The organism is Catellatospora sp. TT07R-123 (genome assembly GCF_018327705.1).
Lineage (GTDB): Bacteria > Actinomycetota > Actinomycetes > Mycobacteriales > Micromonosporaceae > Catellatospora.
This window is the reverse complement of record NZ_BNEM01000002.1, coordinates 3,824,156-3,847,967: the sequence shown is the minus strand read 5'-3', so window position 1 is coordinate 3,847,967 and position 23,812 is coordinate 3,824,156. Positions and strand designations below refer to the sequence as shown.

Here is a 23,812-nt window from a genome sequence, read left to right as displayed (position 1 = left end):
GTTAGCGTCGCGGTATGCGTGCGGTTTATGCGGAATCGATCAATGAGGATGATCCGTTGGCGGGGCTGGTCGTGGGGGAGCGGCCGGAGCCCGAGGTGCCGGAGGGGTGGACGACCGTCCAGGTGCGCGCGAGCGCGCTGAACCACCACGACCTCTGGTCGCTCAAGGGGGTCGGGCTGTCGGCGGACAAGCTGCCGATGATCCTGGGCGACGACGCGGCGGGCGTGGACGCCGACGGCAACGAGGTGGTGGTGCACTCCGTCATCGGCGATCCGGCGGCGGGCGGCGGCGACGAGACGTTCGACCCGCGGCGGACCCTGCTGTCGGAGCTGCACCCGGGCACGATGGCCGATCTGGTCGCGGTGCCGCGACGCAACCTGGTGCCCAAGCCGGAGGGTATGAGCTGGACCGACGCGGCGTGTGTGCCGACGGCGTGGCTCACGGCGTACCGGATGCTGACCACGCGGGGGCGGCTGCGCGAGGGCGACAGCGTGCTGGTGCAGGGCGCGGGCGGCGGCGTGGCCACGGCGGCGATCGTCCTGGGCCGGGCGCTCGGCGCGCGGGTGTACGCCACCAGCCGCGACGCGGCCAAGCGGGAGCAGGCGCAGGCCCTGGGCGCGACCGCGCTGGCCACCGGTGACCGCCTGCCCGAGCGCGTGGACGTGGTGATCGAGACGGTCGGCGCGGCCACCTTCGACCACTCGGTCAAGAACACCAAGCCCGGCGGCCGGATCGTGGTGTCAGGTTCGACGTCGGGGCATCTGGCGACCGTGGACCTGCGCCGGGTGTTCTTCCTCCAGCAGGAGATCGTCGGGTCCACCATGGGCACCCGCGACGAGCTGGCCGCGCTGCTGGCCCTGATGGCGGCGAAGAAGATCACCCCGGTGGTGGCCGGGGTGTACGCCTTCTCGCAGGCGCGTGCCGCGTTCGAGGAGCTGGCGGCGGGGCACGCGTTCGGAAAGATCGTGCTCGATCACAGCCGCTGACGTGGTTGCACCGGGGCCGCGGTGGTGGCGGTCAGGCCGCCCCACCGGTCCCGGCACACGTAACTCAGGTCGGCGTGGATCCAGCGGTCGTCGTTGTCGCGCAGCACCGGGCGGTCGCAGTGCGCGCACGGACTGACCCGGGGGTACGGCGAGCGCCCGCTCATGGTCGCGGCCCCTTCCGCCCCCGGACCACCAGCCGGGCGTCGGCCTCGCCGGGGCCGCCCGGCTCGCTCAGCGGCCGGCTGGCGATGCCCAGCCGACCCAGCTTGACCAGGCCATTGCGGAACGTCACGTCGAGCAGCTGCCCCACGGGCAGCAGCTCCAGCCGGAGCCGGTACGGCGCGCTCTCGGTGATTGCCACGATCTCTCCGTTCGCATCGGGTCCCCACGGCGAGGACATGTTGTCGACAATGTCGACGTAGTCACCTGATCAATGTAGCTTTGTCGCAATAGGACCGCAACTCCGGACCAGCTCACGGCACCCTCTGGTGTCATCGCGCCCATCCGCGACAGAGCCACCCGCCTGAAGCGATCGTGCAGTTTCGGGGAAAGTGCACGAACGCAAGCCAAGATTCCGGCAACTTCCCCGAAACTGCAGTGATCTCGCGACCCATCCGCCCCCATACAGATCGGCGCCCCCGCCGCCCCCGTATCCGCCGAACCCCGCCAAGCACCGTCCGACCAGCGCTAATGTGAGGCTCGTACGGCTTGACGAGCCCGAGTACGGGGGTACTTCGCATGTCGCAGGAGCAGGACAAGGAAGGCGGGCTGGAGAAGCTCGAACAAGAGGCCGCAGGCTTCATGAACCCCTTCAAGTGGGGCAAGAAGAAGAAGGAGGAGGCCCCGCCGGCCGCCGAGGCGCCCGCGGCCCCGCCTCCGCCCGCTGCCGCGCCCGCACCGCCTCCGGTGGCGCCCCCGGTCGCCGAGGCGCCGGCCGCGCCCGCGAAGCCCGCCGCCGCACCCGCGGCGAAGCCCGCCGCCGCCACGACCAAGGCCAAGCAGGCGCAGGAGCGCACCTACCGGGTCAAGGCCGGGGACACGCTGTGGGACATCGCCGCCAACTACTACGGCGACGGGCGCCAGTACATGAAGATCGCCAAGGCGAACAACATCGCCGACCCGAACCAGATCGACATCGGCTGGGTGCTGAAGATCCCGGACTGATGCCGCGAGACCCTACTGGAAACACGGCGGCGGGCCGATTCACGGCCCGCCGCCTTTACTGCGTACGGGCCAGCACGGCCTCGGTCTGGGTGGCGATCTCGCACTCCTCGTCGGTCGGCACGACGCACACGGCGACCTCGCCGCCGTCCGGGGAGATGAGCCGCTCCTCGCGGCCGGGCGCCTCGTTGCGGGCCGGGTCGACCGCGATGCCCAGCCGCTCCAGCCCGGCCAGCACGGCCGCGCGCACGGGCGCGGCGTTCTCGCCCACCCCGGCGGTGAAGGTGACCGCGTCCACGCGCCCCAGCAGCGCGTAGTACGCCCCGACGTACTCGGTGGCCCGTGCGCAGTACACGTCGAAGGCCAGCGCGGCCCGGTCCTCGCCCTCGGCGCGGCGGCGCAGCACCTCGCGCATGTCGTTGTCGCCGCAGAGGCCCTTGAGGCCGCTGCGCTGGTTGAGCAGGTCCTCGATCGCGTCGAAGCCCATCCCGGCGTGCCGGTGCAGGTGGAACACGGCGGCCGGGTCGATGTCGCCGCTGCGGGTGCCCATCACCAGGCCCTCCAGCGGGGACAGGCCCATGCTGGTGGCGAAACTGAGCCCACCGCGTACGGCGCACGCGCTCGCGCCGTTGCCCAGGTGCAGCGTGATCACGTTGACCTCGGCCGGGTCCTTGCCGAGCAGCGCCGCCGTACGCCGGGACACGTACGCGTGGGAGGTGCCGTGGAAGCCGTAGCGGGCGATCCCGTTCTCCTGCGCCACCTCGACGTCGATCGCGTACGTCGACTGCGCCGGGGCGATGGTGCGGTGGAACGCGGTGTCGAACACCGCCACCTGCGGGACGTCCGGCAGCAGCTGCCGCATCATCTGCACGCCGAGCAGGTTGATCGGGTTGTGCAGCGGGGCCAGCGGGACCAGCTTGGTGACCGCCTCGACCACCTGGTCGTCCAGCAGCGTCGGGGTGGTGAAGCGCAGCCCGCCGTGCACCACCCGGTGCCCGACCGCGTCCAGTCCGCTGGAGTCGACCTCGAACATCAGCTCGCGCAGCGCCTGCGCGTGGTTGGTCACCCGGTCGATCAGGCCCCCGTCGACGGCGGCCCCGTCGGCGAACAGGCCCCACTTCACCGAGGCGGAGCCGCAGTTGAGCACCAGGATCTTCACAGGGCCACCTGCGACTGGATCGCGGTGATGGCCACGGTGGAGATGATGTCGCGCACCGTGGCGCCCCGCGACAGGTCGTTGACGGGTTTGCGCAGGCCCTGCATCACCGGGCCGACCGCCACCGCCCCCGCCGAGCGCTGCACCGCCTTGTACGTGTTGTTGCCCGTGTTCAGGTCGGGGAAGATCAGCACCGTGGCCCGGCCCGCCACCTCGCTGCCGGGCAGCTTGGTCGCGGCCACGGTCGGGTCGACGGCGGCGTCGTACTGGATCGGGCCCTCCACCGGCAGGTCGGGGCGCCGCTCGCGGACCAGCTTCGTCGCCAGCGCCACCTTGTCCACCTCGGCGCCGGTGCCGGAGCCGCCGGTCGAGTAGGACAGCATCGCCACCCGGGGCTCGACGCCGAACCGGGCCGCGGTCTCCGCCGACGACACCGCGATGTCGGCGAGCTGCTCCGGGGTCGGGTCGGGGTTGATCGCGCAGTCGCCGTAGACGAGCACGTGGTCGGCCAGGCACATGAAGAAGACGCTGGAGGCGACCGAGACGGTCGGCTGCGTCTTGATGATCTCGAACGCGGGGCGGATGGTGTCGGCGGTCGGGTGCACCGCGCCGGAGACCATCGCGTCGGCCCGCCCGGTGTGGACCATCATGGTGCCGAAGTAGTTCACGTTCGTCATCAGGTCGTACGCGATGTCGCGGGTCATGCCCTTGTGGGCGCGCATGCGCGCGTACTCCAGGGCGAACTCGTTGCGCCAGCGGGAGTCGGCCGGGTTGACCAGGCGCGCGTCGCCGAGGTCGAGGCCGAGCTCGCGGACCCGCTGCTCGATCTGGTCGACCGGGCCGAGCAGGGTCAGGTCGCACACGCCGCGCCGGGTCAGCGCCTCGGCGGCGCGCAGGATGCGCTCCTCGACACCCTCGGGCAGCACCACGTGGCGGCGGTCGGCGCGGGCGCGCTCGATCAGCTCGTACTCGAACATCAGCGGGGTGACCCGGTCGGGCCGGGACAGGTCGAGCCGTCCGGCCAGCTCGGCCGTGTCCACGTGCGACTCGAACAGGCCGAGGGCCGCGTCGACCTTGCGCTGGTTGTCGGCGCGCAGGCGGCCCTCCAGGCCGGTCAGCGCCGCGACGGTGTCGTAGCTGTCCGACGATACGGTGAAGATCGGCAACTCGACCCGGAACCGGCTGACCAGCGCGACCACCCGCGGGTCGGGTTCGATGCCCAGCGTGAGCAGCAGCCCGGCCACGGCCGCCTGGCCGCCCAGGTGCGCCGCGAACGTCGCCACGATCAGGTCGGGCCGGTCGCCCGGGGTCACCACCAGGCAGTTGTCCCGCAGGTGGTCCAGGAACGTCGGCACCGAGGCGGCGCCGACCACGGCGCTGACCACGTCGCGCGCCAGCGCGCCCGGGGTCGCCCCGTGCACCGGCACGGCGTGCAGCGCGGCGGCGACCTCGGCCATGGTCGGAGCGGCGATCGCGGGCAGCTGCGGGATCGTGTACACCGGGACGGGCAGGCCGGCCGGGGGCAGCGGCAGCACGTGCTCCGGCACCCGGTTGGCGACCACGGCCAGCACCGGCAGGTCGTTGCAGGCGTAGTAGGCGGCCCGCACGGCGTCGGCCAGCTCGACGGCGTCGTGCCCGTGCCCGTTGACCACGGGCAGCACCGACGCGCCCAGCTCGCCCGCGATGCGCAGGTTCAGGCCGAGCTCGTCGGGCAGGGCGGGCTCGTCCGGTCCGTCGCCGAGGGTGCGCCCGAAGTCGGTGCCCACCACGATCACCGCGTCGCAGGCGCGTTCGAGCTGGTGGTAGTGCTCCAGGATCTCGCCGACGAGGTCGTCCATCCGGTGCGCGCCCAGCAGCGCCGAAGCGTGCTGGTAGCTCGGTCCGGCCGCGCCCGCGCTGCTGTAGCGGCTGCGCAGCAGCGCCACCACCGGATCGGCCGAGTCACCCTCGCGGGTGAGCGGGCGGAACACCCCCAGCCGGCGCACCCGGCGGCTGAGCACCTCCGCCAGGCCGAGTGCCACCGCGGACTTGCCCCCGCCGGCGCCCACGCCGGTCACGTATACGCCACGAGCCATGACGACCTCCGCACCCACCCTACGACGGCAGGCGGCCCCGGTCGGCGGCGGCGGTGCCGCGCCCGAGGGCCCCCAGCATGGCGCGATCCGGCGCACCGGATCACAGGAAATTGTCCCACAGTGCCTGGATCGCAGTGGTCTGCAGCAGGGACAGCGCGACCAGCCCGGCGACGACCAGGGCGGCGGTCCGGCGCGACGCGGCCCGGGTCCAGTGGGCCACCACCACCCCGGCGGTCGCGGCGAGCATCGGATACAGGAACGCCCAGGTCCGCTCCACCTCGCCGGGCCGCAGCCGGGTGACCGAGCTGGGCAGGGCCGCCCACACCACCATGATCAGGACGACGGCGGCGGGCAGCACGGCCGCGCGGGCGGGCGGGAACCGGCGCACCAGTCCCAGCACCCCCAGCGCCGCGATGGGCAGCCCGGCGCAGACCAGCCAGGCCGCCGGAGCACCCGCGAGCCAGTACGGCGTCCAGTGCCGCCCCGACGGGGGCGCGGCCCGGTACTGCGCGAGCAGGTCGAAGCCGAGGGTGATCCGGGCGGCCGCGAGCACCGCCGCGCCGCCCAGCGCCGCCGCCGCGAGCAGGCGCAGCGCCGCGCGCGGGCCCGGCAGCTGGATCAGCACGGCCGCGACCGCGCCCAGGACCAGGAACACCGTGGCGTACGTGAGCAGGGCGCTCACGCCGAGCACCGCCCCGCCCGCAGCCGCCAGCCGGGCCGAGCGCCGGTGGATCGCGACCATCAGCAGCGCGGCCGCCGCCGACATGACGGTGGCGTAGACCGCGTCCATGATCGTGTACGCCAGCAGCAGCGGCCCCGGCGCGGCCGCGAACAGCACCGCCGCGATCCGGCCCGCCCGCTCCCCGCCCAGCGTGCGCCCCATCGCCCAGGCGCCTGCGGCCGCGGTCATGCCGATGGCCGCGACCGCCGTGGCGATGCGCAGCGGGTGCGGCCCCAGCCCCTGGAACAGCCCGTTCAGCAGCAGGTGTATCCCGGCCGGATGGGTCCTGGAGTTGTACGCCCGGAACAGGTGCACCAGGTGCGGCTGCTGCGCCACGAACCCCCGGATGCCCAGCTCGCGTACGAAGTGCTGGTCGGCCGGGTAGTAGTAGCGGTGTTCCACCAGTCCCTCGGACAGGCCCCGGACCAGGTGGGACGGGTCGCCCCGGATCAGGTCGGCCGCGGCGGCGGTGACCGTCCCCGCCGCGATCACCAGGACCAGCGCCGCCCAGGTGGGCAACCGCACCGAGGTGACCAGCACGGCCACCCCGGTCAGCAGCAGCCCGGCCGGGATCATGAGCAGCGCCGAGCTGGGCAGCTCGGGGCGCCAGAAGCCGTACAGGGGCGGGTGCTGGAAGATCCCGTACGGGATGCGCACCCGCGCCGCGCTGTATGCCAGGAACCCGGCCAGCGCGGCCGCCACGGCCGCCATCAGCAGCACGGGCCACAGGCTCAGGGTGCGCGGCCGTCCCGCCACCCTGTCCACGCTAGCCGCCGGGCCGTCCCGCCGGTCGAGGATGGCCGACCCGGCCTACTCCTCGTCGTCGTCCAGGCGGGCGAGCCAGGTGGCGAAGCGCTCGACCGGGATCTCGAACTCCGGGTTGAGGTCGATGAAGTCGCGCAGGCGCTCGGCCAGCCACTCCAGCGTGACCTGCTCATCCCCCCGCCGCTCGACCAGCTCCTCGATCCCGCGATCGGTGAAGTACATCGTGTGCCTCCGGATATGGAGATCGCCGTTTCGGGTCACGGGACGCGTTCTGACTGCGTCCAGTGACCCGAAACGGCGATCATCGCCTAAAGGGTCAGGCCGGGCGCGGGAGCGCCGCCTCGATCAGCGCGGACTGCTCGACGTCGTGGAGCTTGGTGGAGCCCACGGCCGGGGCGGCCGCGGACGGGCGGGAGATGCGGCGCATGCGCACCCCGTCCAGGTGCTCCAGCAGGTTCAGCGCCACGAACGACCAGGCACCCTGGTTGGCCGGTTCCTCCTGCACCCAGCAGAAGTCCTCGGCCGCCGGGTACTTGGCCAGCTCCGCCTTGACCTCCTCGACCGGCAGCGGGTAGAGCTGCTCCAGCCGGATGATCGCGGTGTCGGTGATGCCCCGCTCCTGCCGCGCCTGGACCAGGTCGTAGTAGACCTTGCCCGAGCAGAACAGCACCCGCTTGACCTGCGCCGCGTCCAGCTGCGCGGTCTCGCCCAGCACCGGCTGGAAGGTGCCGGTGGTGAAGTCGGCCACCGAGGACACCGCGAGGCGGTGGCGCAGCAGCGACTTGGGCGTGAACACGACCAGCGGCTTGCGCTTGGGCGACAGGGCCTGGCGGCGCAGCAGGTGGAAGTGGCTGGCGGGCGTCGAGGGGATCGCCACGCGGATGTTGTCCTCGGCGGCGAGCTGGAGCCAGCGCTCGGGGCGGCCGGAGGTGTGGTCCGGGCCCTGGCCCTCGTGCCCGTGCGGCAGCAGCACGACCACGCTGGACTGCTGGCCCCACTTGACCTCGCCGGAGCTGATGAACTCGTCGATCACCGACTGGGCGCCGTTGACGAAGTCGCCGAACTGCGCCTCCCACAGCACCAGCGCGTTGGGGTTCTCGACGGAGTAGCCGTACTCGAAGCCCATCGCGGCGTACTCGCTCAGCAGCGAGTCCTGCACGTGGAAGCGGGCCTCGGGGCTGGCCACGGTGTTGACCGGCAGGAAGTCGCCGCCGGTCAGCGCGTCCACGATCGCGGCGTGGCGCTGCACGAACGTGCCGCGGCGGCTGTCCTGGCCGGACAGGCGCACGGTGACGCCCTGCGAGAGCAGCGAGCCGAACGCCAGGATCTCGCCGAAGCCCCAGTCGATCTCGCCCTCGACCGCCATCTTGGCGCGCTTCTCCAGCAGCTGCTGGATGCGCTTGTGCGGGGTGAAGCCCTCCGGCGGCGAGGTGTGCGCCTCGCCGATGCGGCGGACCAGGTCGGCCGGGACCGCGGTGGCCACGGTCGGCTCGGGCAGCACCTCGCGGGCGCGGGTCAGGCGGCTGGACACCCCGGCGACGGCGTCGCGGGTGGCCTTGAAGACCGTCTCCAGCTGCGTCTGGTAGTCGCGCAGCGCCTCCTCGGCCTGGTCGACGGTGATGTCGCCCCGGCCGATCAGCTCCTCGGTGTAGAGCTTGCGGACCGAGCGCTTGGTGTCGATGATCTTGTACATCAGCGGGTTGGTCATCGACGGGTCGTCGCCCTCGTTGTGCCCGCGGCGGCGGTAGCAGACCAGGTCGATCACGACGTCCTTGTTGAACTCCTGGCGGTAGTCGAAGGCCAGGCGGGCGACGCGGACGACCGACTCGGGGTCGTCGCCGTTGACGTGGAAGATCGGCGCCTGGATCATGCGCGCGACGTCGGTGCTGTACAGCGAGGAGCGGCTGTACTCCGGGGCGGTGGTGAAGCCGACCTGGTTGTTGACGACCACGTGCACGGTGCCGCCGGTGCGGTAGCCGCGCAGCTGGGACAGGTTCAGCGTCTCGGCGACGACCCCCTGGCCCGCGAACGCCGCGTCGCCGTGCACCAGCAGCGGCAGCACGGTGTAACCCTGCAGGCCCAGGTCGAGCCGGTCCTGCTTGGCCCGGACGATGCCCTCCAGCACCGGGTCGACGGCCTCCAGGTGCGACGGGTTGGCCGCCAGCGACACGGTGGTCGTGAAGGCGCCGTCGGGGCTGGTGAACTTGCCGGTCATGCCCAGGTGGTACTTGACGTCGCCGGAGCCCTGCGCGGTCTTCGGGTCGAGGTGCCCCTCGAACTCGCCGAAGATCTTCTCGTACGGCTTGCCGACGATGTTGGCCAGCACGTTGAGGCGGCCGCGGTGGGCCATGCCGATGACGACCTCGTCGAGGCCGCCCTCGGAGGACGCCTGGAGCACCTCGTCCAGCAGCGGGATCAGCGACTCGCCGCCCTCCAGCGAGAACCGCTTCTGGCCGACGTACTTGGTCTGGAGGAACGTCTCGAACGCCTCGGCGGCGTTGAGCCGGCCCAGCACGTGCTTCTGCTCCTCCGACGTGGGCTTGGTGTACTTCTGCTCCACGCGCGTCTGGATCCAGTGGCGCTCCTCCGGGTCGGAGATGTGCATGTACTCCACGCCGACGCGGCGGCAGTAGGAGTCGCGCAGCACGCCCAGGATGTCGCGCAGCTTCATCGTGTCCTTGCCGGCGAAGCCGCCGACCGGGAACGAGCGGTCCAGGTCCCACAGGGTCAGCCCGTGCTCGCGGACGTCGAGGTCCGGGTGCTTGCGGATGTGGAACTCCAGCGGGTCGGTGTCGGCCATCAGGTGGCCGCGGACCCGGTAGGAGTGGATCAGCTCGATGACCCGCGCGGCCTTGTCGATCTGGCCCTCGGAGGTGTGCGCGATGTCCCGGATCCAGCGGACCGGCTCGTACGGGATGCGCAGCGCGGTGAAGATCTCGTCGTAGAAGCCGTGCTCGCCGAGCAGCAGCTCGTGCATGACCTTCAGGAACTCGCCGGACTGGGCGCCCTGGATGACCCGGTGGTCGTAGGTGCTGGTCAGCGAGATGATCTTGCTGACGGCCATGTCGGCCAGCTGGGCGTCGCTCATGCCGGAGAACGGCGCCGGGTACTCCATCGCGCCGACGCCGATGATGGCGCTCTGGCCCTGCATCAGGCGCGGGATCGAGTGCACCGTGCCGATGCCGCCCGGGTTGGTCAGCGAGATGGTGGTCCCGCTGTAGTCGTCCATGGTCAGCTCGTTCTTGCGGGCGCGCCGGACCACGTCCTCGTACGCCTGCCAGAACTGGCGGAAGTCCATGGTCTCGCACGTCTTGATCGACGGCACCACGAGCGTGCGCGAGCCGTCGGGCTTGGCCAGGTCGATGGCGATGCCCAGGTTCACGTGCGCGGGCACGACCATCGCGGGCTTGCCGTTGTTCTGGCCGAAGTGGTTGTTCAGCTCCGGGTGCATGGCCAGCGCCCGGACCAGGGCGTACCCGATCAGGTGGGTGAAGCTGACCTTGCCGCCGCGACCGCGCTGCAGGTGATTGTTGATCACGATGCGGTTGTCCGACAGCAGCTTCGCCGGGACGGCGCGCACGCTGGTCGCGGTGGGCACCTCCAGCGAGGCGTCCATGTTCTCGACGATCTTGGCGGCGATGCCGCGCAACGGCACGATCGTGGTGCCGGCGGGCTCGGCCGGGGCCGCGGCCTTCGGCGCGGCGGCCTTCTCGACCGGCTTGGCCTGCACCGGGGCGGCCTGCGCGGGGGCCGGGGCGGCGGGCTGGGCGGCCGGGGCGGCGGGCTGCGCGGGCGCGGCGGCCTTGGCGGCGGGCTTCGCGCTCGCGGGCGCCGCGCCGTCGGCCGGCTTGTAGTCGGCGAAGAAATCGTGCCAGGCGGGATCGACGCTGGTGGGATCGGCGAGGTACCGCTGGTACATCTCCTCCACGATCCACTCGTTCGGGCCGAAGCTCGCGAGCGGGTTGTCCTGCACTGAGCGACCGCTTGGGCCGGTGCCCGAGCTCTGCTGGGTCGACACGGGTACTTTCGCCTCTTCCGCATGTCTTTAACGAGTACTCAGAAAACCGCGTCCCAGGCTACGCGCTGCCGTACGCCCGAGCACGGGCGGCAGGCCTCCGTGTCGCATGACACAGTCCCGACAGCCGGGATCGCGGGCGCACCGGGGTGAATGTGTGCTACGCCACCGCGATCCAGGTGGCCTCGGCGCGGGCGAGCAGGGCGCCGGTGGCGGCGTACAGCGAGGTGCGGACCAGCGCCTTGCGCCCCTCGCGCCGCACCAGGGCGCCCGTCACGACGCACTCGTCGTCCGGCTCCGGCAGCGCGTCGACCACCGCGGCCATCCGGCCCAGCACGAACGGCTGCGCGGCAGTGAGCACCGTCCAGCCGCCGGGGCAGTCCAGCGCCGCCCACACCACCGGCACGGACACCTGCGGCGGCATCGTGAACGCCGCCGCGGTGCGGCCGTCCGGCAGCGGGCCGGGGAAGATCCGCAGGCCGTCGGCCCGCTGCGGGCTGCACACGTAGCAGGTGGGGAAGGGGTGGCCGGCGTGGCCGGGGTAGCGGCCGGTCGCGGCGAGCGCCTCGGTGCGGCTCACCGGCGGCACCGGCTCGATCTCCGCGGTGCGTACCGCCGCCGTCGCCACCAGCAGCCCGCCCTCGTCGCGCACCGCCCAGCCGCCGTCCTCGGCGGTCACGGCCAGCGGCACGCCCACCGGCGGCGGCTGCCGCAGCGTCACCTCGACGGTCCCGCCGGGCGCGGCCACCTTCTCGGCCACGAGTCCGCTGGTCCAGCCGCCGTTGCCCGTGGCGGGCGGCCCGGTGCGATCGGCGTCGATCACGATGTGCTCGGTCATGCCCATAAGCCTTTCACTCTTCACGTGCCCGTCACCCATCGCAGGTACAGGCTTTATCCAGCGCTTCTACACAATGCACATGACGCAGATGTTGTTGACCGCAGCCCCTACGGGCTACTCCGCGTTGATCGCGGGAGATGCGGCGACGGTGGAGGCGGCCCAGCGGCTGCGCTACCGCGTGTTCGCCGAAGAGATGGGTGCCCAGCTCGACCCGAGCGGGCTCGACCAGGACGAGTTCGACGCCTACTGCGACCACCTGGTGGTGCGCGAGGACCGCACTGGCGAGGTCGTCGGCACGTACCGGCTGCTGCCGCCGCAGCGGGCGATCTGGCTGGGCCGCCGCTACGGCGACAGCGAGTTCGACCTCACCTCGCTGCTGGTGCTGCGCGACCAGCTGGTCGAGGCCGGCCGCTCGTGCGTGCACCCCGACCACCGCACCGGCGCCGTCATCAACCTGATGTGGGCCGGCATCGCCAAGTACCTCGACCGGATGGGCTTCCGCTGGCTGTCCGGCTGCGCCTCGGTGTCGCTGGCCGACGGCGGCGCGCAGGCGTCGCAGGTGTGGGACTACGTCTCGCGCAAGCACCTGGCCCCGCCGCAGCTGCGGGTCCGCCCGCTGCTGCCGTGGACCCCGCAGGCCGTCGAGAAGCCGGCGACCGCCGCCGCGGCCCCGTCGCTGCTGCGCGGCTACCTGCGGCTGGGCGCCTGGGTGGCGGGCGAGCCCGCCTACGACCCGGCGTTCGGCGTGGCCGACTTCTACGTCCTGCTGGGCGTGGACCGGGTCGACCCGCGCTACATGAAGCACTTCCTGGCCTAGGTATAGGCATGTACATGTCGCTGGTGAGCCCGGCCGGTCCCCAGTTCCCGGGCCGGGCTCGGGCCATACCCCCGCAGGTCCCCGACGACCTGTGGCGGCCGGTGTCGGCCTGCGGGCCGCGGTGCCGCAACGCCCCGCAGGCCCGCGCCGGGCGGGCGCGGCAGGCCGTGCGGGTGGCGGCCGCCGCGCTGGTGCTGCTGATCGGGATCGCGCTGCCGTGGCGGGCGGACCTGATGGCCCGTGCGCTGCTGCGGGCCATGGGGGTGCGGCTGCGGTTCGAGGGGCCGCCCATCGCGCCGGGCGCGCTGCTGGTCGGCAACCACGTCTCCTGGCTCGACATCGTGGTGGTGGTCGCCCTGAGCGGGCGGGCGCGCGGCCTGCGCATGGTCGCCAAGTCCGAGGTGGGCGCGTGGCCGCTGATCGGCCGGATCGCCCGCCGCCAGCGGACCATCTTCGTGGACCGGGCCCGGCCCCGGGAGCTGCCGCTGACGGTGGCGCAGGCCGCGGCCGCGCTGCGGGCCGGCGACACGGTCCAGGTCTTCCCGGAGGGCACGACCACCTGCGGCCCCCACCAGGTCCGCTGGCGCAGCGCCTTCTTCCAGGCCGCGCTGGACGCCGGGGCCGCGGTGCAGCCGTTCACCCTGACCTACAACCACCCGGCGGCGTCGTTCATCGGCGACGACACGCTGATCGAGTCGCTGCGCCGGGTGCTGGCCGCCCGGTCGCTGCGGGTGACCGTGACCACGTCGCCGCCCGAGCGCGCGGTCTTCTCACGGCGCCACCTGGCGTACGTGCTGGGCGAAGGAAAGATCCACGTGGCGCCCCGCTGACCCGGGCCCGCGCTCCGGCGGCGCCGATCGTGACCGGGTTCTCAGGAACTGTTCAGGGATTGCACAGCGGAGGGAGAGACTCCGGGCGCACGATGGGGTCATGCCGGAGGCGAACCTGCTGGTGGTCGAGGACGACCCCAACATCCTGGAGCTGCTGTCCGCGAGCCTGAGGTTCGCGGGCTTCGACGTGAAGGCGGTCGGCGACGGCGCGACCGCGCTCGACGCTGCCGCCAAGATGCGGCCGGACCTGGTCGTGCTCGACGTGATGCTGCCCGACCTCGACGGATTCGAGGTGATCAAGCAGCTGCGGGCCGACCGCGGCCGGGTGCCGGTCGTGTTCCTGACCGCGCGCGACGCCACCGATGACAAGATCCGCGGCCTGACGCTGGGCGGTGACGACTACGTCACCAAGCCGTTCAGCCTGGAGGAGCTGACCGCGCGCATCCGGGCGGTGCTGCGCCGCACCAACGGCGAGGACACCGACTCGCCGAAGCTCGTCTTCGCCGACCTGGAGCTCGACGAGGAGACGCACGAGGTGCGCCGCGCGGGCAACCTGGTGCAGCTGTCGCCGACCGAGTTCAAGCTGCTGCGCTACCTGATGCTCAACCCGAACCGGGTGCTGTCCAAGGCGCAGATCCTCGACCACGTGTGGAACTACGACTTCCGGGGCGACGACAACATCGTCGAGTCGTACATCTCGTACCTGCGCCGCAAGATCGACAACGTCTCGCCGCGCCTGATCCAGACGCTGCGCGGAGTCGGATACGTGCTGCGCAAGCCCACGTCGTGAGGGTGCCGGCACTGCTCGTGCAGTGGCGCCGCCACCAGCCGCTGCGGGTGCGGCTGGTGGCCCAGACGATGCTGCTGCTGGTGCTCGCGATCGTGCTGATCGGGGTGGCCAGCCACGTCGCGATGCGCCGCTACCTCACCGAGCGGGTGGACCAGGACCTGAAGTCCGCCAGCGAGCAGATCCAGGGCTCCCTGGCCGACAACCGCAACATGCAGACCCAGATCGTGCTGCTGCCCAGCGAGTTCGTGGTGGCCATGCCGCGCGAGCTGGTGGTCAACCCGGCCGACCCGGGTCCGTGGTCGATCTCGCGCACCGCCTTCATGGCGCCGACCGATCAGCCTGTCCTGCCGGCCAAGCCCGAGGACCTGCGCAGCAAGGTCGGCGAGTACCTGACCGTCAAGGCCCGCGACGGCGCGCCCACCTGGCGGCTGCGCGTCGACCTGCTGCCGGGCAACCACGTGTTCGTGGTCGGCGAGCAGACCAGGACCATCGACGACGCGCTGCACCGCCTGCTCTGGATCAACGTGTACGGCGGCGCCGCGGTGCTCATCCTCGCCGCGATGATCGGCACCGAGCTGGTCCGCCGCAGCCTGCGCCCGCTCAGCGCGATCGAGAAGACCGCCGGGGCGATCGCGGGCGGCGACCTCACCCAGCGCGTCCCGGACCCGGAGCAGGGCGTGCCGCAGGCGCGTACCGAGGTGGGCTCGCTGGCGCGGTCGCTGAACTCGATGCTGGCCCAGATCGAGACCGCGTTCACGGCCCGTGCCGCCTCGGAGACCTCGGCCCGCGCGGCCGAGTCCGCGGCTCGCGACGCCGCCGTGGCCGCCCAGGCGTCGGAGAACCGGGCGCGCCGCTCGGAGGAGAAGATGCGCCGGTTCGTCGCCGACGCCTCACACGAGCTGCGTACGCCGCTGACCACCATCCGCGGCTTCGCCGAGCTCTACCGCCAGGGCGCGGCACGCGCACCGGAGGAGACGGCGGCGCTGGTCAAGCGGATCGAGGACGAGGCCCGGCGGATGGGCCTGCTGGTGGAGGACCTGCTGCTGCTGGCCCGGATGGACCAGGAGCGCCCGCTGCGGCCCACCCCGGTCGAGCTGCGGGTGCTCGCGGTCGAGGCGGCGCAGGCCGCCCGGGTGATGGACCCGGCCCGCGAGATCTCGCTGTCGGTCGCCCCGGACTCGGGCGAGCTGCTGGTGCTCGGCGACGACGCCCGGCTGCGCCAGGTGCTCGGCAACCTCACCAGCAACGCCCTGGCGCACACGCCACCCGGCACGCCGGTCGCGTTGCGGCTGCGCCGCGACGGGGAGCAGGCTGTCATCGAGGTGGCCGACCAGGGCTCCGGCCTGAACGAGGAGCAGCGCGAACGCGTCTTCGAGCGGTTCTACCGGGCCGACGCGGCACGGACCCGGCGCGCCGACGGGCAGGTGAGCACCGGGCTGGGGCTGGCGATCGTCGCCGCGCTGGTCGCGGCCCACCACGGCACCGTCGAGGTGGACAGCGACCCGGGCCAGGGCGCGGTGTTCCGCGTACGGCTACCACTCGTTGACCTCGTCGACGAAGCCGATGAAGCCGATGATGTCGACGAAGCCGGCGATCAGGAGCCGGGGCCGCTGCCGGCGGGCGCGCAACGCTGACGACTCACAGAAAAGTTCCAGACCGATCCCAGAACGAACGCAGCCACACAGGGAAGACTTATCACCATGAGCGAGATCGACAAGCCCCCGTACGGTGCGCAGCCTCCGGCCGAGGGCAACCACGCAGCGCATCCGGACCCGGCCGCCGCGCCCGCGGCGTACCCGGCCGAGGGCACGGCCCCGCAGGCCGCGCACGATCCCGCACCGGCGTGGTCGCAGCCGTCCGGCACCCCTTCCTCCCCGGTGCCGGCGACACCGGCCGGGCCCGAGGCGGGACAGCCCGCGTCGAGCCCGGCCGGGGAGCAGCCGACCGCCCAGCAGCCGACCGTCCAGCAGCCCGCTGTTGCGGCGCCGTCCGGCCAGGTCCCGCAGCACCCGGTGGCCGGCCAGCAGCCGGCCGCCCCGTACCAGGGCGCGCACGGCTACCCGACCGGCGGCTACCCCGGCTACCAGCAGCAGGGCGGCTACCCGGTCGGCGGTTACCCGGCACAGCACGCGTACGGCACCCCGGCCGGGGCCACCTGGACCCCGCCGGGCAGCGGCCAGCAGAAGGGCAGCGGCCTCGGCGGCACCATCGCCAAGATCGCGATCGGTTCCGTCGCCGCGGTGGTGCTCGCCCTGGGCTCCGGCATCGCCGGTGCCGTCATCGCCACCAAGTACGCCGACGACGGCAAGATCACGGTGTCGACCGGCAGCACCGCCGCCGCTCCGGTCATCGACCGCGGCTCGCTGGCGGCGGTCGCCGCCGCGCTGTCGCCCAGCGTCGTCAACATCGCCACCGGCTCCGGCGAGGGCTCGGGCATCGTGCTGACCGAGGACGGCTACATCGTCACCAACAACCACGTGGTGGCCGGTGCGGCCGGGCGCGAGGTGACGGTGACCCTGGCCGACGGCAAGAAGGTCAAGGCCACCATCGTCGGCACCGACCCGCGCACCGACCTCGGCGTGGTCAAGGCCGACGCCAAGGGCCTGAAGTTCGCCACCTTCGGCAACAGCGACCAGGTCGCCGTCGGTGACACGGTGCTGGCCATCGGCAGCCCGCTCGGCCTGCAGGGCTCGGTCACCGCGGGCATCATCAGCGCTCGCGACCGCACCATCTCGGTCGGCGAGAGCCGCGGCACCTCGCTGTCGGGCCTGCTCCAGACCGACGCCCCGATCAACCCGGGCAACTCCGGCGGCGCGCTGGTCAACACCAAGGGCGAGATCGTCGGCATCAACACCGCCATCGCCACCAACGGCACCGGCGACGGCAACATCGGCGTCGGCTTCGCGATCCCGAGCAACAAGGCCAAGTCGGTCGCCGAGCAGATCATGAACGGCAAGCCGGTCAGCCACCCGTACCTGGGGGTGTCGGTGACCGCGGCGGACACCGGCGGCGCGTCGGTGAGCGCGGTGACCGAGGGCAGCCCGGCCGCCAAGGCGGGCCTGCAGAAGGGCGACGTCGTCACCAAGTTCGCCGGGCGGATCATCAACGACTCGGACGACCTGGTCTCCGCCGTCCAGTCGGGCACCGTCGGCCAGCAGGTGACTGTTGAATTCACCCGAAACGGGGAGCCCATGTCGGCAACTGTGACGCTGGGCGAAGCGTCCTAACTACGGCGCACAAGACCTGTGCCTCCTCCCCACAGGGACGGCGGGCGAGCAACGGCCATCGGGGTTGGCCTGCTCGCCCGCCGTTCCGCATTCCGGCCCCGGGCTTGACGGGCGACCGGCCGGGGCCGTACAAAGCCCCGGTGCGCGTGTCCGACATCCCCGTGCCGCCCGCCGTGGCCGCCCGCCCCCGCGACGAGCGGGGCTACCCGGTCCCGGCGATCACCCCCTGGGACGGGGGGCAGCCGAGGTTCGCCACCACCGGCATCGCCCGCACGTACATCTGCGCGGTCGAGCGCCGCTGCTCCATCTGCGGCCTGGCCATGGCGCCCGGTCCGGTGTGGCGGGTCGTCGCCGGGCCCGAGGCCGACGCGATCGCTGCGGCGCTGGCCGAGCCGGACGGCTACGCCAACGCGGCCGCCACCGCCGAAGCCCCCGGCCACCGCACCTGCATGCTGTACGCCGCCGTGGCCTGCCCCTACCTCGCCCATCCCACCGCCCGCCGCGGGCACGACGCGGTCACCCCGACGCTGGCCGCCAGCCGGGGCGACCGCAGCACCGGCGGCGGGGCCGTGGCCGGCTTCGCCGACTACGCGTTCCGGGTGCAGAACGGGATGGTGCTGTTCCGCTTCACGGGCCCGGCGGGGTTGCGCCCGCACACCGTCGGCGCCGAGCAGCTCGACGAGCTGCGCGCCGCGATCGCGGCCGAGCCGGGGCCGGCCGAGCCCGCACCCGCGTATCTCGGCACCGACGAGGCGGCCGCGGACCTGCGGTGCGGCGAGCTGCTGCGGCGCGCGCCCCGCTGACCGTCCGGGTCATCGACCCTGGTCGTTTGAGTCGGATTCAAGCGCGGACGCCCCTCGCTCGACTTCTTTTGAAGGGTTCTCGCCTACGCTGCCCCGGGGTAAACGATCACAGGAAGAGGAACCCATGCGGGCAATGATCGGACGTGACCGGGCGGTGCGGGCCGCGGTCGTCGCAGCCTCGTTCGCGCTGGTGGCGGGGTGCGGTCCGAAGGATTCGCCGTCGGCCGAGTTCTCCAGCCCGGAGCCTGGCGCGGCGCCGGCGGGGACTGCGCCGTACAAGGCCGGCACGCTGCTGGTCTCGAACGGCACCGAGACGGTGCAGATCGGCGGCAAGCCGGTCACCTTCCCCACCAAGGTCACCGACGCGGCGTGGTCGCCCGACGGCAGCCGGGTGGCCTTCGTCGACGGCGACGGAGACATCGCCTCGGCCCGTCCCGACGGGACCGGCCTGAAGAAGCTGACCAAGGCGAAGGCGGGGGTGCACCGCAGCCGTCCGGCGTGGATCTCGGAGGGTGCCGAGATCTCGTTCACCGAGACCTCCGGCGGCAAGGACCGCCTCGTCACCGTGTACGGCAACGGCGGCATGCAGTACGACCAGCAGCGCGAGGTCCCGACCAGCCTGGCCCCGGACTCGGCGGAGACCGGCAACTCGACGGTGACCGGCAGCGCGGCCCACAACGACTCGGCGGACATCGCCTTCCAGCACAAGGGCGCCAAGGGCGGCGAGGTCTGGGTGGTGGACTTCAACCAGCGTGAGCCGTTCGGCCTCAAGCTGTCCGAGGGCACCGAGCCCGCGCTGTCGCCCGACGGGAGCCACGTGGCCTTCGTCGGCGCCAACGGCCAGATCAGCGTCATCGAGACCAAGGACAAGGCCAAGCCCACCCAGATCGGGTTCGGCGCCGCCAAGCCCACGCACCTGGTCTGGACGCCGGACGGCAAGAGCGTCGCCTACACCACCGCCTCCGGGGTGGAGTCGATCCCCGCCCAGGTGGCCAAGGGTGCCAAGGAGAACCCGGCGACGAAGCTGTCGGAGATCACCGGCGTGCCCACCTTCCTCGGCCGGGTGACCGACCGGGTGACCCGCCTGGCCACCGGCGACCCGGTGGCCACGGCGCTGGCGGTGTCGCGGGCGGCGTGGCCGACGCAGCAGGAGCCGTACATGAACTGCGAGTGCGACCGCGTCGCCGACCTGGTGATCGCGCCCGCGGCCAAGCCGGAGCTGGCGCTGGCGGGGGCGCGGATGGCGACCGGGCGGCGCTCGGCGTTCCTGCTGAACAGCGGCGCGAACCTCGACGCCAAGGTCGAGGCCGAGATCAAGCGGATCTTCGGTGCGATTCGGCCGAAGGAGGGCGGCAGCCCGTACGCCCACGTCGTCGGCGACAAGTCGCTGATCTCCGACGCCGTGCTCAACCGGCTCAAGACGCTCGGCTTCGAGGTGGACCGCGTGTCGGCGGCGGACCGCTTCGCCCTGGCGGCGTCCACCGCCCTCGCGGGCGAACCGCAGGGCGCATCCGACGTCGTGCTGGTCTCCGTGAGCGACCCGGCCACGCTCGGGGCGTCCTACGCCGGGGACTACTACGGGGTGAAGGTGCTGCTGACCGACGGGAAGAAGATGCCCGCGGCGACGGCGGCGTTCCTGTCGAAGCTGGGCCCGGACGCGAAGCTGGTCGCGGCGGGCACCGCGATCGACGCGCTGGCCGCCTGGTCGGCCAGGCCCGCGCGGCTGAAGGCGACCGAGGTCCGGGGCGCCGACGACGCCGCGACGGCGGCGCTGCTGCTCGACCGGTACGCGGGAGCCGTCAAGCGCCCGATCCTGGTCTCCAGCAGCGACCCGGTGGCGTTCGCCATCGCCGCGGGCCAGTCGCAGGCCGGGCCGGTGCTGGCGGTCGACGCGGCGGCGCTGCCCGCCCCGCTGGCCGACTGGCTCAGCGTGTCGTCGGCCGGGGTCAACGAGGTCTGGGTGCTCGGTGGCACCGAGGCGTTCCCGCCGGCGGCCCTGGAGACCGTCGGCGGCCGGATCAGCGGCCCGCAGGGCGTCGCCACCTCCTGAACGGAACTGCCCGCCCCGGGGAGGCGGCCCCGGGGCGGGCAGAGTTCCGTGCGGCGTCAGCTCAGGGCCGGCTCCGCGTCCGGGGCGGCGTGCCGCGGCGCGGCGACCGCTGCCTCGGGCTGCGCGGCGACGGGCCGCACACCCTTCTTCCGGTCCCGGCGGTTGCGCGTCCGCTGCTTGAGGCCCTCGACCAGGGAGTAGCCGACCGGCACCAGCACCAGCGTCAGCAGCGTCGAGGTGATCAGACCGCCGATCACCACCACCGCGAGCGGCTGCGAGATGAACGCCGACGACTCGGTGAGCCCCAGCGACATCGGCAGCAGCGCGAAGATGGTCGCGGCCGCGGTCATCAGGATCGGCCGCAGGCGGCGCCGGCCGCCCTCGACGATCGAGTCCCGGATCGACATGCCCTGCTCGCGGTACTGGTTGATCAGGTCGAGCAGCACGATCGCGTTGGTGACCACGATGCCGACCAGCATCAGCATGCCGATCATGGCGGCCAGGCCCATCGGCTGGCCGGTGACCAGCAGCGCCAGCAGCGCGCCGGTGGCCGCGAACGGGATCGACACCAGCAGCACCATCGGCTGGGCCAGGCCCCGGAACGTACCGATCATCACGATGAAGACCAGTGCGACCGCGACGCCCATGGCCAGGAACAGGTCACCGAAGGCCGACTGCTGGTTCTCCAGCACGCCGCCGATCTTGTACGTCGCACCCGACGGCAGCTTCAGCTCCTTGAGCTTGGCCTCCAGCTCGGTGCCGAGCGTGCCCAGCGCCTCGGCGGTCGGGGCACCCGACACCTTGGCGGTGCGGACCTGCTCCACCCGGTTGATCTGGCTCGGGCCGGCGACCGTGGTCACGTCGGCGACGTCGTCCAGGCGCAGCCCGCCGCCGATCGGCAGCGCGCGCAGCGCGGCCAGGTCGACCGGGGCGGCGCCGGTACGCAGGATCACCGGCTGCTCGATGCCGTCGATGACCGCGCGGGTCACCGTCGTGCCGCGGAAGGCCTGGTTGACCAGCTGGCCGACGGCCGCGTCGGTCAGGCCCACCCGCGCCGCGGCGGGGCGGTCCAGCGCGACCTGCACCTGCGGGGTGCTGGCCGACAGGTCGCTGTCGACGTCGGTCAGGCCGTTCAGCTGCGTCAGCGCGTCCTTGATCTGCTGGGCCGCCGCGCGCAGCGTGGCGTCGTCGGGCGCGTTGACCGACACCTCGATGTTGGACGAGCCGAAGCCGCCCTGCACCGCGCCGACCACGACCTCGCCCACGGCGGTGTCGTCCAGCGCGTCGATCTTGCCGCGCAGGGTCTCGGTCAGCTGCGCCTGGTCGACGTCGGCGTCCGAGGTGACCTGGAACCGGGCCTTGGTGGTGTCCGGGGCGCCGCCGCCGAACATGCTCCCGCCGCCGCCGACGGTCACCTGGTACGACTTCACGCCGTCGGTGTCGGCGAGCACCTGCTCGACCCGCTTGGCGGCCGCGTCCGTGGTGGCCAGGTCGGTGCCGGTCGGCAGCTGCTGGGTGATCGAGAACGAGTTGCCCGAGCTGCCGATGAAGCTGGTCTCGATCCGGCTCGCCAGTCCGACCGTGCCGAAGAAGATGACCGCGGCCACCACCAGGGTGATCGCGCGGTGCGCCAGCGACCAGCGCAGCACCGGGACGTACACCCGCTGGAGCAGGCTGCGCAGCTCCTTGGCCTCGGCCTGCTCGCGGATCTCGGCCAGTTCCTCGGCGGTGCCCTGCGGCGACTTGAGGAACCAGAACGCCAGCACCGGGACGATGGTCAGCGACACCAGCAGCGAGGCCAGCAGCGCCGCGGTCACGGTCAGGCCGAACGGGCCGAACAGCTGCCCGACGAACCCGCCGACCAGCGCCACGGGCAGGAACACCGCGACCGTGGTCAGGGTCGAGGCGGTGACCGCGCCGGACACCTCCTTCACCGCGGTGAGGATGGCCTCCTTCTTCGGCTCGCCGTACTCCAGGTGGCGCTTGATGTTCTCCAGGACCACGATCGAGTCGTCGACGACGCGGCCGATGGCGATGGTCAGACCGCCCAGGGTGAACAGGTTGAGCGAGTAGTCGCCGGTGTACAGCGCGATCAGTGCGATGACCACGCTGACCGGGATCGAGACCGCGGTGACCAGGGTCGAGCGGACCGACAGCAGGAAGACCAGGATCACCAGTACGGCGAAGACCAGGCCCAGCGCGCCCTCGGTGGTGAGGCTGCTGACCGAGCGCTCCACCTCGGGCGCCTGGTCGAACACGACCTGCAGCGCGCCGCCGGTGCCGAGCTGCGCGGCGAGCTCGGCCAGCTTGTCGTTGACGGCGTGCGAGATCTCGACGGCGTTGGCGCCGGGCTTGGCGGTGACGCCGACGCCCATGCTCGGCTGGCCGTTGGTGCGGGTCAGCTGGCTGGCCGCGGCCGGGGCCGAGGCCAGCGTCGCGACGTCCTTGAGCTGCGTCAGCGGCTTGGGCGCGGCGGGCTTGGCACCCGGCGCGGTGGCCGGACGTGCCGCCGGGGCACCCGGGGCACCGGCCGCCGGGGTCAGGTACAGGTCGCCGAGCTGGGTCAGCGTGGTGAAGCGGCCGCCGACGGCCACCGAGTAGCTGAGCCCGCCGTCGCTGATCACGCCGCCCGGCATGCTCACGCCGTTGGCGGTCAGCGCGGTCGTGACGGACTGCGCGGTCAGCCCGCGCGCGGCCAGCTTGGCCGGGTCGAGCGCGATGGTGACCTGCGGGTCGCGGGCGCCGGAGAGCGTCGCCTCGCGTACGCCGTCGATGTTGTTCAGGGCCGGGACCACCACAGCCCGCAGCCGCCGCGCCAGCTCCTGGTCGTCGCCGCCCGCGCCGCTCGCGGCGAGCTGGATGACCGGGATGTCGTCGGTCGAGCCGGCGATGACGGTGGGCTCGACGTTGGCGGGCAGGCGGTTGCTGATGCGGCTGAGCGCCTGCTGGATGTCGCCCTCGACCTTGTCGACGTCGACGCCGAAGTCGAACGTGATGGCGACGGTGGCCGAGCCGTTGCGGGAGACGGAGTTGACGCCCGTGGCCCCGTCCACACCCGCGACCGCCTGCTCGATCGGGATGGTGACCTGGCTTTCGACGATCTCCGGGGTGGCACCGGGGTACGCGGCGAGCACCGAGACGTTCGGGAACTGGATGTCCGGGAACATCTGCTGGCGCAGTTGCGGTAGCACGTACGCGCCGACACCGAGGATCGCCACGGTGATCAGGGCGACGAGCCCGCGACTGGCGAGGCTCAGCCTGGTCAGGAACGACATCTCGACTCCAGGGGGATGGTGCAGCTGGTGAGCGGGGGACGGGCGGCCGCAGGGGAGGGGACGCCCAGGTTCGACCGCAGTCAACCAGGACAACGCGCACGAACCCTGAACCGAACCTGAAAGCGAGCCGAAAGCCGCGAGTGCTCTCGGTCACGTTTCCCGGCACCGCCACCGGCGCGCACCACGTCCGTTCCAAGATCCGCCGAGTTGCCGGGCAACCGGGCGAACGGCGTCCCAAGATACGCCCGTATGCCCGGCAAGTGGGGAGGTGTTGGGCACATCGGGCGGTGACTTTCAGCATTT

General features: G+C 72.5%; 18 protein-coding genes. 9 read left to right on the top strand and 9 right to left on the bottom strand.

The genetic code is table 11. From position 1 onward, the window contains the following. The first annotated feature begins 14 nt into the window (after window positions 1-14). A complete protein-coding gene (locus tag Cs7R123_RS36945; protein WP_212833564.1) occupies window positions 15-986 on the top strand; it encodes a zinc-binding dehydrogenase in 972 nt (323 codons plus the stop codon). Here Cs7R123_RS36945 and Cs7R123_RS36940 read toward each other — a convergent pair. Both Cs7R123_RS36940 and Cs7R123_RS36935 read right to left on the bottom strand, forming a co-directional pair. Further along, window positions 974-1,150: a hypothetical protein gene (locus Cs7R123_RS36940; RefSeq protein ID WP_212833562.1), complete on the bottom strand. Its 177-nt coding sequence runs from the start codon at window positions 1,148-1,150 to the stop codon at window positions 974-976. The two genes, Cs7R123_RS36945 and Cs7R123_RS36940, sit on opposite strands and share 13 nt — an antisense overlap. Further along, the gene (locus tag Cs7R123_RS36935) at window positions 1,147-1,347 is read right to left on the bottom strand and encodes a hypothetical protein (protein ID WP_212833560.1); all 201 of its coding nucleotides are present in this window, start codon (window positions 1,345-1,347) and stop codon (window positions 1,147-1,149) included. Before Cs7R123_RS36935 ends, Cs7R123_RS36940 begins: the two co-directional genes overlap by 4 nt. A gap of 377 nt (window positions 1,348-1,724) precedes the next feature. On the opposite strand from Cs7R123_RS36935, the gene Cs7R123_RS36930 reads away from it, so the two are divergent. Beyond that, window positions 1,725-2,150 (top strand): LysM peptidoglycan-binding domain-containing protein, encoded by a 426-nt coding sequence (locus Cs7R123_RS36930; RefSeq protein WP_212833558.1) that lies wholly within the window; start codon window positions 1,725-1,727, stop codon window positions 2,148-2,150. Window positions 2,151-2,205: 55 nt separating this feature from the next. Here Cs7R123_RS36930 and Cs7R123_RS36925 read toward each other — a convergent pair whose 3' ends face one another. From Cs7R123_RS36925 to Cs7R123_RS36900, 6 genes are all read right to left on the bottom strand, one after another. Continuing rightward, on the bottom strand, window positions 2,206-3,306 hold the full coding sequence (locus tag Cs7R123_RS36925) for an acetate/propionate family kinase (RefSeq protein ID WP_212833556.1): 1,101 nt from the start codon (window positions 3,304-3,306) through the stop codon (window positions 2,206-2,208). After that, the gene (gene pta, locus Cs7R123_RS36920; protein WP_212833554.1) at window positions 3,303-5,378 is read right to left on the bottom strand and encodes a phosphate acetyltransferase; all 2,076 of its coding nucleotides are present in this window, start codon (window positions 5,376-5,378) and stop codon (window positions 3,303-3,305) included. The genes Cs7R123_RS36925 and pta overlap by 4 nt, the downstream gene beginning before the upstream one ends. Before the next feature lie 100 nt (window positions 5,379-5,478). Continuing rightward, complete coding sequence (locus Cs7R123_RS36915) at window positions 5,479-6,855, bottom strand: glycosyltransferase family 39 protein (RefSeq protein ID WP_212833552.1); 1,377 nt, start codon at window positions 6,853-6,855, stop codon at window positions 5,479-5,481. A 54-nt stretch (window positions 6,856-6,909) separates the two neighbouring features. After that, window positions 6,910-7,086, bottom strand: a complete 177-nt coding sequence (locus tag Cs7R123_RS36910; RefSeq protein ID WP_212833550.1) for a DUF6104 family protein — start codon at window positions 7,084-7,086, stop codon at window positions 6,910-6,912. 94 nt (window positions 7,087-7,180) lie between these two features. Further along, window positions 7,181-10,882 (bottom strand): multifunctional oxoglutarate decarboxylase/oxoglutarate dehydrogenase thiamine pyrophosphate-binding subunit/dihydrolipoyllysine-residue succinyltransferase subunit, encoded by a 3,702-nt coding sequence (locus tag Cs7R123_RS36905; RefSeq protein WP_374707074.1) that lies wholly within the window; start codon window positions 10,880-10,882, stop codon window positions 7,181-7,183. A gap of 157 nt (window positions 10,883-11,039) precedes the next feature. After that, complete coding sequence (locus tag Cs7R123_RS36900) at window positions 11,040-11,717, bottom strand: hypothetical protein (protein ID WP_244872377.1); 678 nt, start codon at window positions 11,715-11,717, stop codon at window positions 11,040-11,042. Between the two features lie 79 nt (window positions 11,718-11,796). On the opposite strand from Cs7R123_RS36900, the gene Cs7R123_RS36895 reads away from it, so the two are divergent. The 7 genes from Cs7R123_RS36895 (at window position 11,797) to Cs7R123_RS36865 (ending at window position 20,234) form a co-directional block, all read left to right on the top strand. Then, window positions 11,797-12,534 carry a GNAT family N-acetyltransferase gene (locus tag Cs7R123_RS36895; protein WP_212833547.1) on the top strand — a complete coding sequence of 246 codons (738 nt, stop codon included), beginning with the start codon at window positions 11,797-11,799 and terminating at the stop codon, window positions 12,532-12,534. An 8-nt stretch (window positions 12,535-12,542) separates the two neighbouring features. Continuing rightward, complete coding sequence (locus Cs7R123_RS36890) at window positions 12,543-13,364, top strand: 1-acyl-sn-glycerol-3-phosphate acyltransferase (protein ID WP_212833545.1); 822 nt, start codon at window positions 12,543-12,545, stop codon at window positions 13,362-13,364. A 100-nt stretch (window positions 13,365-13,464) separates the two neighbouring features. Next, window positions 13,465-14,154: a response regulator transcription factor gene (locus Cs7R123_RS36885; protein WP_212833542.1), complete on the top strand. Its 690-nt coding sequence runs from the start codon at window positions 13,465-13,467 to the stop codon at window positions 14,152-14,154. A 68-nt stretch (window positions 14,155-14,222) separates the two neighbouring features. Continuing rightward, entirely contained in the window at window positions 14,223-15,788 is a 1,566-nt protein-coding gene (locus Cs7R123_RS36880) for a cell wall metabolism sensor histidine kinase WalK (protein WP_212834977.1), read from the top strand. Between the two features lie 66 nt (window positions 15,789-15,854). Continuing rightward, on the top strand, window positions 15,855-17,381 hold the full coding sequence (locus tag Cs7R123_RS36875; protein WP_212833540.1) for a S1C family serine protease: 1,527 nt from the start codon (window positions 15,855-15,857) through the stop codon (window positions 17,379-17,381). 140 nt (window positions 17,382-17,521) lie between these two features. Further along, window positions 17,522-18,184, top strand: coding sequence for a hypothetical protein (locus tag Cs7R123_RS36870; RefSeq protein WP_212833538.1), 663 nt, complete (start codon window positions 17,522-17,524; stop codon window positions 18,182-18,184). A 124-nt stretch (window positions 18,185-18,308) separates the two neighbouring features. Continuing rightward, window positions 18,309-20,234, top strand: coding sequence for a PD40 domain-containing protein (locus Cs7R123_RS36865; protein WP_212833536.1), 1,926 nt, complete (start codon window positions 18,309-18,311; stop codon window positions 20,232-20,234). Window positions 20,235-20,290: 56 nt separating this feature from the next. Here Cs7R123_RS36865 and Cs7R123_RS36860 read toward each other — a convergent pair whose 3' ends face one another. Then, on the bottom strand, window positions 20,291-23,509 hold the full coding sequence (locus Cs7R123_RS36860; RefSeq protein ID WP_212833534.1) for an efflux RND transporter permease subunit: 3,219 nt from the start codon (window positions 23,507-23,509) through the stop codon (window positions 20,291-20,293). Window positions 23,510-23,812: the final 303 nt, after the last annotated feature.

Bases quoted from the DNA above. Each gene is read 5' to 3' on its own strand.
- Cs7R123_RS36945 (WP_212833564.1), top strand. From the start codon at position 15: ATGCGTGCGGTTTATGCGGAATCGATCAATGAGGATGATCCGTTGGCG.
- Cs7R123_RS36940 (WP_212833562.1), bottom strand. From the start codon at position 1,150: ATGAGCGGGCGCTCGCCGTACCCCCGGGTCAGTCCGTGCGCGCACTGC.
- Cs7R123_RS36930 (WP_212833558.1), top strand. From the start codon at position 1,725: ATGTCGCAGGAGCAGGACAAGGAAGGCGGGCTGGAGAAGCTCGAACAA.
- pta (WP_212833554.1), bottom strand. From the start codon at position 5,378: ATGGCTCGTGGCGTATACGTGACCGGCGTGGGCGCCGGCGGGGGCAAG.
- Cs7R123_RS36910 (WP_212833550.1), bottom strand. From the start codon at position 7,086: ATGTACTTCACCGATCGCGGGATCGAGGAGCTGGTCGAGCGGCGGGGG.
- Cs7R123_RS36900 (WP_244872377.1), bottom strand. From the start codon at position 11,717: ATGACCGAGCACATCGTGATCGACGCCGATCGCACCGGGCCGCCCGCC.
- Cs7R123_RS36895 (WP_212833547.1), top strand. From the start codon at position 11,797: ATGACGCAGATGTTGTTGACCGCAGCCCCTACGGGCTACTCCGCGTTG.
- Cs7R123_RS36890 (WP_212833545.1), top strand. From the start codon at position 12,543: ATGTACATGTCGCTGGTGAGCCCGGCCGGTCCCCAGTTCCCGGGCCGG.
- Cs7R123_RS36885 (WP_212833542.1), top strand. From the start codon at position 13,465: ATGCCGGAGGCGAACCTGCTGGTGGTCGAGGACGACCCCAACATCCTG.
- Cs7R123_RS36880 (WP_212834977.1), top strand. From the start codon at position 14,223: ATGCTGCTGCTGGTGCTCGCGATCGTGCTGATCGGGGTGGCCAGCCAC.
- Cs7R123_RS36875 (WP_212833540.1), top strand. From the start codon at position 15,855: ATGAGCGAGATCGACAAGCCCCCGTACGGTGCGCAGCCTCCGGCCGAG.
- Cs7R123_RS36865 (WP_212833536.1), top strand. From the start codon at position 18,309: ATGCGGGCAATGATCGGACGTGACCGGGCGGTGCGGGCCGCGGTCGTC.
- Cs7R123_RS36860 (WP_212833534.1), bottom strand. From the start codon at position 23,509: ATGTCGTTCCTGACCAGGCTGAGCCTCGCCAGTCGCGGGCTCGTCGCC.